Source organism: Streptomyces sp. 8N616 (assembly GCF_052246385.1).
Taxonomy (GTDB): domain Bacteria; phylum Actinomycetota; class Actinomycetes; order Streptomycetales; family Streptomycetaceae; genus Streptomyces.
Genome location: NZ_JBQQBY010000009.1, coordinates 172626 through 186107, shown reverse-complemented (window position 1 = coordinate 186107; position 13482 = coordinate 172626). Strand labels below are relative to the sequence as shown.

The following is a 13482-nucleotide window of genomic DNA, read 5'->3' as shown; positions in this document are numbered from 1 at the left end:
TTGATCATGATTGGGCCGGGAACGGCATGAAGAACGACGGGAAAGTTCCTGTTGGCGGCCGGTGCCACGGCCGGACCGAGTCCCTCGTATGAGTTCCCGGCCACACGCGGCCCCCGGCCACCCCGCACACATGGAAAACGCGGCCTCCGGGCGCCCGCCCCGCGCCGTCCCGTACGCCCCCGCCCGCCCGGCAACCATCCGCCCGGAACGCGCGTCTTCCCCACAAGCCGCGGGGTGGTCCGCGATCAGCGGTCGGCCCGGTGAACCCCCTGCGACGGCACTACAGTGGGTCGAACGGGTCCGCGACCTTCCGGCGGCCCAGGGAACACCAAGACCACGATCAGGGAGCACATGACGTGCGGCCGGTAGGCAGCAAGTACCTGCTCGAGGAGCCGCTGGGGCGCGGCGCCACGGGCACCGTCTGGCGGGCCCGTCAGCGCGAGGCGGCGGGCGCCGAGGCGGCCGTGCCGGGTCAACCCGGCGAGACCGTTGCGATCAAGGTCCTCAAGGAGGAGCTGGCGAGCGACCCGGACGTCGTGATGCGCTTCCTGCGCGAGCGGTCCGTCCTGCTCCGGCTCACCCACCCGAACATCGTGCGGACCCGCGACCTCGTCGTCGAGGGCGATCTCCTCGCCCTCGTCATGGACCTGATCGAGGGCCCCGACCTGCACCGCCACCTGCGCGACAGCGGACCCTTCACGCCGGTCGCCGCCGCCCTCCTCACCGCGCAGATCGCCGACGCCCTCGCCGCCAGCCACGCCGACGGCATCGTGCACCGCGACCTGAAGCCCGCCAACGTCCTGCTCGCGGGCTCCGAGGGCCAGCTCCACCCGATGCTGACCGACTTCGGCATCGCCCGTCTCGCCGACTCCCCGGGCCTGACCCGCACCCAGGAGTTCGTCGGCACGCCCGCGTACGTCGCCCCCGAGTCCGCCGAGGGCCGCCCGCAGACCTCCGCAGTCGACATCTACGGCGCCGGCATCCTGCTGTACGAGCTGGTCACCGGCCGTCCGCCGTTCGCCGGGGCCACCGCCCTCGAGGTGCTGCACCGGCACCTCAGCGAGGAGCCGCGCCGCCCCACCACCGTCCCCGACCCCCTCTGGACGGTCATAGAGCGCTGCCTGCGCAAGAACCCGGACGAGCGCCCCAGCGCCGAGAACCTCGGCCGTGCCCTGCGCGTGGTCGCGTCGGGCGTCGGCGTGCACGCCTCCGCCCAGCAGGCCGAGGCCGCGCTGGGCGTGGCCGCGCTGCTCGCGCCCGACCCGGCGCCCGCGCCGGTCCCGGACACGGGTGCGGGAGCCTCGCCCGCGGGCGGCGACGCGGACCCGACCCAGGTGCTGCCGCAGGGCGCGGGCTCGTACGACCCGAACGCCGCGACCAGCGTGCTGCCCCCGAGCGGCCAGAACGCCGATCCCACCCAGGTCATGCAGCACGGCAGCGGCTCCGGTGGCGGCCCGGACGCCGACCCCACGCGCGCGATGCCGCCCGTGGGCGACCCCGAGCACCCCTGGCAGAACCAGCTGCGCGCGGCACGCGACCGCAACGAGCAGACCCAGGTCCAGTACCTGGACCCCAGCCAGGACCCGCTGCGCCGCCGCCCGCAGCGCCGCCCGGCCCCCGCGCCCCAGCCGTACGGGCAGCAGCCGTACGGCCCCCAGGGCGGCCAGGCCCCGGCCCCGTACCCGCCTCCGCAGCAGCCCCAGCAGCGGCCGCGGCGCAGGCAGGAGCCGCAGCCGCAGCGCTACGCGCCTCCGCCGCCCCCGCCCGAGGCCCCGCGCCGGGAGCCGCGGGGCCGCAGCGCCAACCCGATGCGGATCCCAGGGCTCGGCTGCCTCAAGGGCTGTCTGTTCACCATCGTGATCCTCGTCGTGGCCGCCTGGCTCATCTGGGAGCTCACCCCGCTCCAGGGCTGGATCGCCGAAGGCAAGAGCTTCTGGGACGCGACCAGCGACTGGGTCGGCGACGTGTCGGACTGGATCTCCGAACTCGGCGGTCCGTCCGAGCCCGGCACAGGCTCCGGCACCCAGTAGCAGCCGTACCGCGCCCAGTAACAGCCGTACCGCGCCCAGTAACAGCCATACCGCTCCCGGGAATGGGGACACATCTCGATTCCGTCGGAGCTCAATCGGTTTCCGATGCGGCACCGGAATGCCGTGAAGAGCCTTACGAGTCTGGGGATTTATCGACTTCTGACGGGGGATTTCCGCCACAGAAGTGACGGTCGGCATCGCGCGGGGCGTAGTTTTGTCGCCAACGCCAGCCCCTGGCGGCCCTGAAGGCGCTGGGGCACGACACGTCGGAGCAGTCTTGGCACGGAACATCGGCAGCCGGTACACCGCCCATCAGGTCCTGGGCCGCGGGTCCGCCGGCACGGTCTGGCTCGGCGAGGGCCCTGAGGGCCCGGTCGCCATCAAGCTGCTGCGCGAGGACCTCGCCTCCGACCAGGAGCTGGTCGGCAGGTTCGTCCAGGAGCGCACCGCCCTGCTCGGCCTCTCCCACCCGCGCGTCGTCGCCGTTCGCGACCTCGTCGTGGACGGCAGCGACCTCGCGCTCGTCATGGACCTCGTCCGCGGCACCGATCTGCGCACCCGCCTCGACCGCGAGCGCCGCCTCGCGCCCGAGGCGGCCGTCGCCATCGCCGCGGACGTCGCCGACGGGCTCGCGGTCGCGCACTCCGCCGGGATCGTGCACCGCGACGTCAAGCCGGAGAACGTCCTGCTGGACATGCAGGGGCCACTCGGGCCCGGCGGCGCCCACCCGGCCCTGCTGACCGACTTCGGCATCGCCCGGCTCGTCGACGCACCCAGCCGCACCCGCGCGACGAAGATCATCGGTACGCCCGACTACCTCGCCCCGGAGATCGTCGAGGGCCTGCCGCCCCGCGCCGCCGTCGACATCTACGCCCTGGCGACGGTCCTCTACGAGCTGATGGCGGGCTTCACGCCCTTCGGCGGCGGTCACCCGGGCGCGATCCTCCGCCGCCACGTCACCGAGACGGTGGCACCCCTGCCCGGCATCCCCGACGAGCTCTGGCAGCTGCTCGTCCAGTGCCTCGCCAAGTCGCCCGCCTCGCGGCTCCGCGCCGCCGAGCTCGCGGGCCGGCTGCGCGAGCTGCTGCCGGGGCTGGCCGGTATCCCGCCGCTGGATGTGGACGAGCCGGGCTCGGAGCCCGAGGACCCGGACCCGGCGGCGTACGAGGACGAGCCGTACCGGACTGCGGCCGAGGCCCCGCGCCGCGGCGCCGTGCCGCTGGTGCACGGCTCGGCCCCGGACTCCAACCGGGACACGCACACGAGCATGCGCGTCCCCGCCCCGGACGAGCTGGCCGGCGGCGCCCGCGGTACGGCCCGCGTGCCGCGCCCCGCGGGCGGGCACCGGCCGGGTTCCGCCCGCCACCGGGCCGTATCCGAGGCCGTGCGCCGCCGCAGGATCAAGCTGGGCGCCGCCGCGGTGGCGCTGGCCGCCGCGGCCGGAATCGGCGGCTGGCTGGCGGTGGGCGGTGACGACGAGGACGCGACGCAGCCGGGCGTCGAACAGCCCGACGAGCAGTCCAACGGTCAGTCCGACAGCAGGTCCGACGGCGCGTCCTCGCAGCCCTGAGGCTGGGCTGCCGGGCTCGGGGCCGGCAGCTCAGGGGCTGGAACGGAAGAGGCTCCGGAAGACCTCGGGGAGCTCTGGGGCTCGGCGAGACCTCGGAGAGAACTCGCAGAGAGCTCGGGAAACTCAGGGGAGGTAGCGCTCAGCGGCGGCCGACCCCTTCTCGTTGATCAGACGCTCGGCCCACTTCAGCCGCTCGGGCGTCACATCGCGCCCGGAGACCCGTACCAGGTCCTCCGGGTCGATCGGTGTCTCGCCACCGGTGCGGAGCTGGAGCGGGCGCTTCACTGCGGTCGGCTGCTCGTCCTCGTTCTTGTCCGTCACGGCGACCCTCCTCGTTCGAGATGACTGCGGGTCCTGCCGGGGGAGGCGGTGCTCCCTGTGTCCCCCATTGTGCGGCACCGGAGGGGCTGCCGCGCGCAGCCGTTACGCTGGACCCGTGGCAGTCGTCGATGTATCCGAAGAGCTGAAGTCCCTCTCCTCGACCATGGGGTCGATCGAGGCCGTCCTCGACCTCGACAAGATGAGGGCAGATGTCGCCGTGCTCGAGGAGCAGGCGGCGGCCCCCTCCCTCTGGGACGACCCGGAGAACGCGCAGAAGGTCACCAGCAGGCTGTCCTACCTCCAGGGCCAGGTCCGCCGGGCCGAGGAGCTGCGGAGCCGGATAGACGATCTCGAGGTGCTCTTCGAGCTCGCCGACGCCGAGAGCGACGCGGACGCCCGTGCCGAGGCCGAGTCCGAGCTGACCGCCGTCCGCAAGGCGGTGGAGGAGATGGAGGTCCGCACCCTCCTCTCCGGCGAGTACGACGCCCGCGAGGCGGTGGTGAACATCCGCGCCGAGGCGGGCGGTGTCGACGCCGCCGACTTCGCCGAGCGGCTCCAGCGGATGTACCTGCGCTGGGCGGAGCGGCACGGCTACAAGACGGAGGTCTACGAGACCTCGTACGCGGAGGAGGCCGGCATCAAGTCGACCACCTTCGCCATCCAGGCCCCTTACGCGTACGGCACGCTCTCCGTCGAGCAGGGCACCCACCGGCTCGTCCGGATCTCGCCGTTCGACAACCAGGGCCGCCGGCAGACGTCCTTCGCGGGCGTGGAGGTGCTCCCGGTCGTCGAGCAGAGCGACCACGTCGAGATCGACGAATCGGATCTGCGGATCGACGTCTACCGCTCCTCCGGCCCCGGCGGCCAGGGCGTGAACACCACCGACTCGGCCGTGCGCATCACGCACATCCCGACCGGCATCGTCGTCTCCTGCCAGAACGAGCGCTCGCAGATCCAGAACAAGGCGACTGCGATGAACGTTCTCCAGGCGAAGCTGCTCGAGCGGCGCCGCCAGGAGGAGCAGGCGAAGATGGACGCGCTCAAGGGCGACGGCGGCAACTCCTGGGGCAACCAGATGCGTTCGTACGTCCTGCACCCGTACCAGATGGTCAAGGACCTCCGGACGGAGTTCGAGGTGGGCAACCCGGACGGGGTGCTCGACGGCGACATCGACGGTTTTCTCGAAGCGGGGATCCGCTGGCGCAAGCAGCAAGAGAAGTAAGACGGAAACGGTTCTGATTCGGACAAGTGCTGATAAGGCAACTGCCGCTCATCGAGCGGCAGTTGCCTTTTTCGTAGCGGGTTTCGTCACAGTCCTTTTCCTTTACGCCGGGCAAGTGCCAGCAAACAAGACATAGCGTGCGCAATGACCTTGACGCTGCTGTGAAATCTGGGAAAGCTGAAGCGCGGCATGCCCATGACTGGGGTGCGTGCGGAACGGGGGCGGGGCGGGACACAGTGTCCCGTATTGCGATCTCCCCCCATGCGACCGCCGCTCGGTGCATGGCTGCTCCACTGACGAGAACAGCTACTGGGGGTAGCAGGCAGATGACAAAGAAGATGCGGCTGCGTGTTGCGCGGATAGCCGCCGGCACGGTGATCGCCGCCGGTGCGTCGCTGACCGCCGCCGGCGCCGCTTCGGCCGTGGGCGTCGACGTCGATGTCGCCGGCGTCGGCGTCGAGGCGAACGCCGACGAGAAGGGTCTCAAGGCGGGCCTCAGTGTCGGCGACGACGACCCGGAGCCGTCGGAGGACCCCACCGAGATCCCGACCGAGATCCCGACGGAGATCCCGACCGAGATTCCGACCGAGATTCCGACGGATGTCCCGACCGACATCCCCACGGATGTCCCGACCGAGCCCACCGATGAGCCCACCGAGCCCACGGAGGAGCCGACGGACCCGGGTAACGGCAACGGCGGCGGCAACGGCAACGGCGGCGGCAACGGCGGCGGCAACGGCAACAACCCCGGCCCCGACGGTGACTCCGGCGCCGACGCCGACGGCGGCTCCAACGTCGTCGAGCAGGGCGAGGGCAAGGAAGAGCTCGCCCAGACCGAGGGCACGCCCCAGGGCGAGCTCGCCGAGACCGGCGCCTCCGAGACCGCGTTCCTGCTGGTCGGCGCCGCGACGATGATCGCGGGCGGCATCGGCTTCCGCATGCTGCCCCGTCTGGTCAACCGCGGTGGCGGCGCGGCGGCCTGAGTGCTGAGCCGCACTCACAGCGTGTAAGCGAGCGGCCCCGGAACGCCATCGCGTTTCCGGGGCCGCCGTATGCCGTGGGATGCCCGTAGGTCTTCGCTACGCCATGCTTACGTCGCGTGATGCTTACGGCGCGTGGTGCCTACGTCGCGTGGTCCTTACGGCGCGTGGTGGGGTGCTTACGCCGCCTGGTGGGCGAGCACGGCGACCGCGATCAGGACCACCAGCAAGGCCAGGAGCGCCGCAGGGGAGAGCCCGGCGAGAATCCCGGCCAGGCCGCCCTCCTGGTGCAGCCGCTCCCTGCTGGCCCGGCATACCGGGCAGCGGCCCTCGCTCACCGGGGCCGCGCAGTTGGCGCACACCAGACGGTCGCATGTCATGCGATCTCCTCCTCTACCGTGGCCAACGCGCGGGGAGGCGATTCGGTTCCGCCCTCCCCCTACCACTGTGCCAGCTTCCGTACGATCCGGCGCGCCCCGCAAATCAAGCGCGGGAGGCCAATGCCTGGTTTGTACCTGAAGGTGCCGTGAATAAACGCTCAACCCCTACCGGCGACTGCACGGCCCCTCCCGGTTCGCGTATGGTCACGCTCACCGACGGGATCCCGTACCCCGGGCGTCCCGTTCCCCCTTACAGGTCGACCCTGGTGCATCCGTGATCCGATTCGACAACGTCTCCAAGACCTACCCCAAGCAGACACGTCCCGCACTCCGGGACGTCTCGCTCGAGATCGAGAGGGGCGAGTTCGTCTTCCTCGTCGGCTCCTCGGGCTCCGGCAAGTCCACCTTCCTGCGACTGCTGCTGCGTGAGGAGCGGGCCAGCCACGGCATGGTTCACGTGCTGGGCAAGGACCTGGGCAAGCTCTCCAACTGGAAGGTGCCGCAGATGCGCCGCCAGTTGGGGACGGTCTTCCAGGACTTCCGGCTGCTCCCGAACAAGACGGTCGGCGAGAACGTCGCCTTCGCCCTCGAGGTCATCGGCAAGCCGCGCGGCCAGATCCGCAAGACCGTGCCCGAGGTCCTGGACCTCGTCGGTCTGGGCGGCAAGGACGACCGCATGCCGGGCGAGCTGTCCGGCGGTGAGCAGCAGCGCGTGGCCATCGCGCGGGCGTTCGTCAACCGCCCCATGCTGCTCATCGCGGACGAGCCGACCGGCAACCTCGACCCGCAGACCTCCGTCGGCATCATGAAGCTGCTGGACCGGATCAACCGGACCGGCACGACGGTCGTGATGGCCACGCACGACCAGCAGATCGTCGACCAGATGCGCAAGCGCGTCATCGAACTCGAGAAGGGCCGGCTGGTACGCGACCAGTCGCGCGGTGTGTACGGCTACCAGCACTGAGACGTGCGCCCGTAGCTGCTGCAGCCTCCCCTGAAAGGACATCATGCGCGCCCAGTTCGTCCTGTCGGAGATCAGCGTCGGTCTCCGTCGCAATCTCACGATGACGTTCGCGGTCATCGTCTCCGTCGCCCTCTCGCTCGCCCTCTTCGGCGGATCCCTGCTGATGCGGGAACAGGTGAGCACGATGAAGGGCTACTGGTACGACAAGGTCAACGTCTCGATCTTCCTCTGCAACAAGAACGACGCGGAGAGTGACGTCAACTGCATCAAGGGTGCGGTCACGGCGGACCAGAAGCAGGAGATCAAGGCGGACCTCGACAAGATGCCGGTCGTGGAGAGCGTGCAGTTCGAGACGGCCGACCAGGCGTACAAGCACTACAAGGAGCAGTTCGGCGACTCGCCGCTCGCCGACTCCCTCACCCCGGACCAGATGCAGGAGTCCTTCCGGATCAAGCTGAAGGACCCGGAGAAGTACCAGGTGATCTCCAGCGCCTTCTCGAGCCGGCCCGGAGTACAGGAGGTGCAGGACCAGAAGGGCCTGCTGGAGAACCTCTTCAACCTTCTCTACGGCATGAACTACGCGGCCCTGGGCGTGATGGCGCTGATGCTGATCGTCGCGCTGATGCTGATCGTCAACACGGTCCGCGTCTCGGCGTTCAGCCGTCGCCGGGAGACCGGCATCATGCGGCTGGTCGGCGCGTCCAGTTTCTACATCCAGGTGCCCTTCATCATGGAGGCGGCCTTCGCCGGACTGCTCGGCGCGGTCGGCGCCTGCGTGATGCTGCTGGTCGGCCGTTACTTCCTCATCGACCACGGCCTGGCGCTCGCCGAGAAGATGCAGCTGATCAACTTCATCGGCTGGGACGCGGTGCTGGCCGTGCTGCCGCTGGTGCTCGCGATCGGCCTGCTGATGCCCGCGCTCGCGGCCTTCTTCGCGCTCCGGAAGTACCTGAAGGTGTGACAGCCTGCCTCGCTGCGCCGCGCTGTGCGTCGTTACGCCCGCGCTTGCGCCGTTCATCGTGCTCCGCAAGTGCCTCAAGGTGTGACGTATGCCCCGGGCGCCGTAGGGTCAACCTGCCCTGCGGCGCCCCTGCGTTGTCCTAGACTCACCGGCATGTCGGGCCCGTCGATGTTCGTCCGGCCCCGCAGCATTCGCCGCGGGGCGGCCCTGACGTTCGTTTTTGCGACCGTGCTCGTGACCGGCGCGGCCGCCGCCAGTGCTCTCGGCGGCGAGGCGGGCAACTACCCCGGCGCGGGGGCCCGTTCGGTGGTCGGCAGCACCGACAGGGCCGAGGTCACGGAGGCCGCCGCCAAGGCGATGGCCGAGGGCAAGTCCGGCTCCGAGGCGGCGGAAGAGGTGGTCAGCCGGAGCGGCGACCGCTGGAGCGCCGTCTACAGCGCCCGCGAGTACGAGGACGTCCAGCAGGCCCTCGACGGCGAGTACGTCGGCGTCGGCCTGTGGGTGCGATGCAGACCCGGCGGCAGGATCGAGGTCGCCGGGGTCCAGCCGGGCAGCCCCGCCGACCGCGCCGGCATCACGGTCGGTGACCGGCTGCGCACGATCGACGGCGAGCCCATAACGGGCCGGCCCGTCACCGAGGTCGTATCGCTGCTGCGGGGCGCGGGGGAAGCGCAGCCGTACGGGGGGCGCGCGGCGGCCGCGGGCACGCCCGTCGCGCTGGGCCTGGAGCGGGCCGGCAGGAGCTGGGACGAGACGCTGCGCCGCACCCGCCTGGCCATCGAGACCGTCACCGCGGAGCGGTCCGCCGACGGCCGCACCACCCGCATCAAGGTCGAATCCTTCGCCAAGGGCGCCGGTGAGCAGGTGCGGCGCGCGGTGCAGGAGGTGCACGACGGCGACGGCATCCTGCTCGACCTGCGCGGCAACTCCGGAGGGCTGGTCACCGAGGCCGTGACCGCGGCGTCCGCCTTCCTCGACGGCGGCCTCGTGGCCACGTACGACGTACAGGGCCAGCAGCGGGCCCTCTACGCGGAGGAGGGCGGGGACCACCGCAGCCCGCTCGTCGTCCTCGTCGACAGCGGCACCATGAGCGCGGCCGAGCTGCTGACCGGCGCCCTCCAGGACCGCGGCCGGGCCGTGGTCGTCGGCTCGCGCACCTTCGGCAAGGGCGCGGTCCAGATGCCCAGCGAGCTGCCGGACGGCTCGGTGGCCGAGCTGACCGTGGGCCACTACAGGACCCCCGCCGGGCGCAGCGTGGACGGCGACGGCATCGCCCCCGACCTGGCCGTGCGGCAGGGGGCGGAGGAGCGCGCGCGCACGGTATTGGGTGGCCTCGGCCACGGTTCGTAGTGCGACAATGGCCTCGCTATGGCTAAAGAGACGGGTCGCAAGCTGATCGCGCAGAACAAGAAGGCGCGGCACGATTACCTCATCCTGGACACCTACGAGTGCGGCCTTGTACTGACCGGCACCGAGGTGAAGTCGCTGCGGCAGGGCCGGGCCTCGCTGGTGGACGGCTTCGCGCAGCTCGACGGCGGCGAGGCGTGGCTGCACAACGTGCACATCCCCGAGTACAGCCAGGGGACGTGGACGAACCACTCGGCGCGGCGGAAGCGGAAGCTGCTGATGCACCGGGCGGAGATCGACAAGCTGATCGGCAAGACGCAGGAGACCGGGCACACGCTCGTACCGCTGTCGCTGTACTTCAAGGACGGCCGGGCCAAGGTCGAGATCGCGCTGGCCAGGGGCAAGCGCGAGTACGACAAGCGGCAGACGCTGCGGGAGAAGCAGGACAGGCGCGAGGCGGAGCGGGCGATCTCGGCGGCGCGGCGGCGGCAGCGGGCGTAGCCGCCGGGCTCGGCGCCTCCGGGCGCCCCGGGCCCTATGCCTGGGCGGCGCGGGCGCCCCGGACGCCCGGAATATAGTGGCCCCGGCCTGTGTTGATCCCGTACGATGGCACCTGCACCCCACGGGGTGCGCACCTTGAAAACACCACATGGGGATGATCGGTTTCGACAGCGGATGTCGAGGCAGGGGAAGCGAGCCGAGGAAGCGGCAATGATCTCGTAAACCACGTGTCGCAAAAAATAATCGCCAACACCAAGCGCGATTCCTTCGCCCTCGCTGCCTAAGTAGCGACCTGCGAAGTGTCAGCCCGGGGCTGTTCCCGACCCGGATCCTGGCATCAGCTAGGGAACTCAACCACTGGACCCGGCCACGGGGGCCAGTGGGAAAGCAAACAGTGGCTGAGCCCGTCGGCAGCTTGTCTGCGTGACTGCCGGGGCTGAGAAAAGCACAGCAGACTGCGCTCGGAGAAGCCCTGGTTCCGCACCGTTGGACGCGGGTTCGATTCCCGCCATCTCCACGAAGGCGACAGGCGACGTGTGCCCGCGAAAAGCGCGGGCCGCGTCGCCTTCGTCGTTGTTGCGCGGCTTCTCCGCGCGAGCGGGGGCTTCGCCACCCGCACCCCCTTATACGAGGACGGCCCCGCCTACGGCGGGGCCGTCCTCGTTACGGGGTATTGCGGCCCGGCGGGAGCCCCCCGCGAAGCGCCGACTCCACCGCTGCGCGGAGCGCCGGGCGGCCCCGCAGCGCCTTGGCTCAGCGGCTCTGGCGCTCCCTGTGTGCGCGGTCGCCGCGCAGCGTCGGGTCGGCTATGCGACGACCGGGCCGAGGGGCCCCAGTCCAGGGCGGGCCCTACGGCGCGTGAGGGGCCGGAGGCCCTGCCCGCAAACGGCCGGAGCCGGATGCGGCGATCAGGAGGGCCAGGGCGCCCGCCGTGGCCGTAGCCCAGTAGGCCGCGCCTGCGCCCAGATGTTCCACGGTCCGGCCGCCCGCCGCCGCGCCCGCCGCGATGCCGACCAGCAGCCCCGTATAGACCGTGGTCATGCCCTCGTTGAGCCGCCCCGCGGGCACCAGCGCCTGGACGAGGGTCATGCCGGTGACCATCGTCGGAGCCGTCGCCATGCCTGCGAGGAAGAGCAGGGCGGACAGGGCCGGGAGGCTGTCGGCCGCGGTCAGCGGGAGGACGGCCAGCGCCATGGCCGCCGTGCCCGCGGCGAAGCGGCCCGCGGCCGGCTCCCGCAGCCGCAGCGCACCGAAGACCAGGCCCGCCACGCACGACCCCGCGGCCTGGAGGGCCAGTACGGCGCTGCTCGCCGGGCCGGAGCCCAGCTCCTCCACCGCAGCGACCGTCGCCACCTCCAACGAGCCGAAGAGGGCGCCGGTCGCCAGGAAGGTCGCAAGTACGACCCCGAGGCCGGGTATGCGCAGGGGTCCCGAGCCGCCGCCCGCCGCCCTGGGCCGCACCGGCGGCTCGGTGGAGCGCTGGGCCGCGAAGAGCAGGGTGCCGCCGGTCAGGAGCGCGGCCGCGGTGAGCAGCCCGGCCTCCGGGAACACGAGCGTGCACAGCAGCATCGCCAGCACCGGGCCCAGCATGAAGGAGATCTCGTCGAGGACCTGCTCGACGGAGTTGGCGGTGTGCCGCAGCTCGCCGCTCCTCCGGTGGAGTTCCGCCCACCGCGCCCTGGTCATCGCCCCCACGCTCGGCACTCCCGAGGAGCCCGCGCACGCCGGGAACAGCGCCCAGTCCGGGGCGCCGTAGTGCACGCACAGCAGCATCGCCGCCGCGCCGGCGGCGAACACGAGCGCCGCAGGTACGGCCACCCGCGCCTGCCCGTGCCGGTCGACCAGCCTCCCGAGCAGCGGCGCGGTGACCGCCGTGACCGCGACCCCGGTCGCCGAGACCGCCCCGGCCAGGGCGTACGAGTCGCGCACGGCCGCGATCATCACCACGTTGCTCACGCCGAGCATCGAGAGCGGCAGCCGCGCGAGAAACCCGGCGAGCGTGAAGGCGAGCGCGCCCCGCGGCGCGAAGACCCGGGCGTACGGGGTCAGGAACGGGATCATGCGATCACCCTCGCCGTCCGCGCCGGAACCGGTCCAACACCTGTTCGGCGGCCATTCACGCATCTGTGTTGTCAAAGTTCGGGATGCGTCAGACTGTGCGGATGCTGGGGGACATAGAGCCGCGCCTGCTGCGCGCCTTCACCGCCGTCGCCGGCGAGCTGCACTTCACCCGTGCCGCCGCTCGGCTCTATGTCGCGCAGCAGGCGCTGAGCCGGGACATCCGGCGGCTGGAGCGGCAACTGGGCGTGACGCTGTTCGTTCGCACCACCCGCAGCGTGGAGCTGACCGTGGACGGCGAGCGGCTGCTGCCCTACGCCGAGCGGGTCCTGGCCGCCCAGGACGAGCTGGCGGCCGCCTTCGGCGCCGCAGCCGCCCCGCAGCGCCCGCTGCTCGTCGACGTCGGTGCCACCGTGTCCACCGCATACCGCGTAGTGGAGGAGGCCCGCCGCGCGGCCCCCGACACGGAGCTGGTGGCCCGCTTCCACAGCGGCCTCACCGGCGCGGCCGCCGACATCCTGAGCGGGCGGCTCGACGTCTCCTTCGGCAGGGTCGCCGGGCTCGACCCTGCCGTACGTGCCCGTCTCGGCCACCGTCCCGTACGTTACGAGCCGATGGCGGTCCTGCTGCACGAGGACCATCCGCTTGCCGCGCTCCCGCAGGTCCCTGTGGCCGCGCTCGCCGGCGAGACGCTGTATGCCGCGGCGGGCAACCCCGCAACGGCCGAATGGACGGACCTCGCCGAGCAGCTGTTCGCGGGCCGCGGCATCGCTGTGGCCGAGCCGTTCCCCGAGATCGACGGCGACGGCGAGTTCGTCCGCATCGTGACCAAGCGGCGCTGGTCGGTGCTGGCGAGCGTGGCCTTCACCGTTGTGCCCGGCATGGTCCTGCGGCCGCTGACCGCTCCCGTGCCGCTGTCACCCGTGTCGATGGTGTGGCGGGCGGGGCTGCGTCACCCCGGCCTCGACGCCCTCCACGAGGTCGTCTGTACGCTGGCCGAGGCGCACGGCTGGCTGCGACTCCCGCCGGGCTCATGGCTGCCGGATGCGGACGCAGCTCTCACAGGTCCGCCCCCGCGCAGGTGAGTGCAAGGTTTCGTACGCGTCACCTGACGCCACGGGCCCGAAACCCGCCGTCTCTAGCGTCAG

The 13482-nt window shown here is 71.5% G+C and carries 12 protein-coding genes and 1 other RNA gene; 10 read left to right on the top strand and 3 right to left on the bottom strand.

Annotation, left to right across the window (positions count from 1 at the left end; all coding sequences use genetic code 11):
- Positions 1–356 precede the first annotated feature (356 nt).
- The gene (locus ACTWQC_RS11140; RefSeq protein WP_443315438.1) at positions 357–2030 is read left to right on the top strand and encodes a serine/threonine-protein kinase; all 1674 of its coding nucleotides are present in this window, start codon (positions 357–359) and stop codon (positions 2028–2030) included.
- A 277-nt stretch (positions 2031–2307) separates the two neighbouring features.
- Positions 2308–3600 carry a serine/threonine-protein kinase gene (locus tag ACTWQC_RS11135; RefSeq protein ID WP_443315437.1) on the top strand — a complete coding sequence of 431 codons (1293 nt, stop codon included), beginning with the start codon at positions 2308–2310 and terminating at the stop codon, positions 3598–3600.
- Between the two features lie 123 nt (positions 3601–3723).
- Here the strand turns inward: ACTWQC_RS11135 and ACTWQC_RS11130 are convergent, their stop codons facing one another.
- Positions 3724–3921, bottom strand: coding sequence for a hypothetical protein (locus ACTWQC_RS11130; protein WP_443315436.1), 198 nt, complete (start codon positions 3919–3921; stop codon positions 3724–3726).
- A gap of 115 nt (positions 3922–4036) precedes the next feature.
- On the opposite strand from ACTWQC_RS11130, the gene prfB reads away from it, so the two are divergent.
- Positions 4037–5143, top strand: coding sequence for a peptide chain release factor 2 (gene prfB / locus ACTWQC_RS11125; protein WP_443315435.1), 1107 nt, complete (start codon positions 4037–4039; stop codon positions 5141–5143).
- A 326-nt stretch (positions 5144–5469) separates the two neighbouring features.
- A complete protein-coding gene (locus ACTWQC_RS11120; protein WP_443315434.1) occupies positions 5470–6126 on the top strand; it encodes a hypothetical protein in 657 nt (218 codons plus the stop codon).
- Between the two features lie 176 nt (positions 6127–6302).
- On the opposite strand, the gene ACTWQC_RS11115 is transcribed toward ACTWQC_RS11120, so the two are convergent.
- Complete coding sequence (locus tag ACTWQC_RS11115; RefSeq protein WP_443315433.1) at positions 6303–6503, bottom strand: hypothetical protein; 201 nt, start codon at positions 6501–6503, stop codon at positions 6303–6305.
- Positions 6504–6777: 274 nt separating this feature from the next.
- Here ACTWQC_RS11115 and ftsE point away from each other — a divergent pair, with 274 nt between their 5' ends.
- From ftsE to ssrA, 5 genes are all read left to right on the top strand, one after another.
- Positions 6778–7467, top strand: a complete 690-nt coding sequence (gene ftsE / locus ACTWQC_RS11110; protein ID WP_443315432.1) for a cell division ATP-binding protein FtsE — start codon at positions 6778–6780, stop codon at positions 7465–7467.
- Positions 7468–7510: 43 nt separating this feature from the next.
- Positions 7511–8428, top strand: coding sequence for a permease-like cell division protein FtsX (gene ftsX, locus ACTWQC_RS11105; protein WP_443315431.1), 918 nt, complete (start codon positions 7511–7513; stop codon positions 8426–8428).
- A gap of 153 nt (positions 8429–8581) precedes the next feature.
- Positions 8582–9778 (top strand): S41 family peptidase, encoded by a 1197-nt coding sequence (locus tag ACTWQC_RS11100; RefSeq protein WP_443315430.1) that lies wholly within the window; start codon positions 8582–8584, stop codon positions 9776–9778.
- Between the two features lie 18 nt (positions 9779–9796).
- Positions 9797–10276 carry an SsrA-binding protein SmpB gene (smpB, locus tag ACTWQC_RS11095; protein WP_443315429.1) on the top strand — a complete coding sequence of 160 codons (480 nt, stop codon included), beginning with the start codon at positions 9797–9799 and terminating at the stop codon, positions 10274–10276.
- A 150-nt stretch (positions 10277–10426) separates the two neighbouring features.
- Positions 10427–10796: a transfer-messenger RNA gene (gene ssrA, locus ACTWQC_RS11090) on the top strand.
- A gap of 329 nt (positions 10797–11125) precedes the next feature.
- On the opposite strand, the gene ACTWQC_RS11085 is transcribed toward ssrA, so the two are convergent.
- The gene (locus tag ACTWQC_RS11085; RefSeq protein WP_443315428.1) at positions 11126–12337 is read right to left on the bottom strand and encodes an MFS transporter; all 1212 of its coding nucleotides are present in this window, start codon (positions 12335–12337) and stop codon (positions 11126–11128) included.
- Positions 12338–12438: 101 nt separating this feature from the next.
- On the opposite strand from ACTWQC_RS11085, the gene ACTWQC_RS11080 reads away from it, so the two are divergent.
- Positions 12439–13419, top strand: coding sequence for a LysR family transcriptional regulator (locus tag ACTWQC_RS11080; protein WP_443315427.1), 981 nt, complete (start codon positions 12439–12441; stop codon positions 13417–13419).
- Positions 13420–13482: the final 63 nt, after the last annotated feature.

What these genes read in the sequence shown, in the direction of transcription:
- smpB (WP_443315429.1), top strand. Translation starts at nt 9,797, where the DNA reads ATGGCTAAAGAGACGGGTCGCAAGCTGATCGCGCAGAACAAGAAGGCG.
- ACTWQC_RS11120 (WP_443315434.1), top strand. Translation starts at nt 5,470, where the DNA reads ATGACAAAGAAGATGCGGCTGCGTGTTGCGCGGATAGCCGCCGGCACG.
- ftsX (WP_443315431.1), top strand. Translation starts at nt 7,511, where the DNA reads ATGCGCGCCCAGTTCGTCCTGTCGGAGATCAGCGTCGGTCTCCGTCGC.
- ACTWQC_RS11100 (WP_443315430.1), top strand. Translation starts at nt 8,582, where the DNA reads ATGTCGGGCCCGTCGATGTTCGTCCGGCCCCGCAGCATTCGCCGCGGG.
- ACTWQC_RS11115 (WP_443315433.1), bottom strand. Translation starts at nt 6,503, where the DNA reads ATGACATGCGACCGTCTGGTGTGCGCCAACTGCGCGGCCCCGGTGAGC.
- ACTWQC_RS11085 (WP_443315428.1), bottom strand. Translation starts at nt 12,337, where the DNA reads ATGATCCCGTTCCTGACCCCGTACGCCCGGGTCTTCGCGCCGCGGGGC.
- ACTWQC_RS11080 (WP_443315427.1), top strand. Translation starts at nt 12,439, where the DNA reads ATGCTGGGGGACATAGAGCCGCGCCTGCTGCGCGCCTTCACCGCCGTC.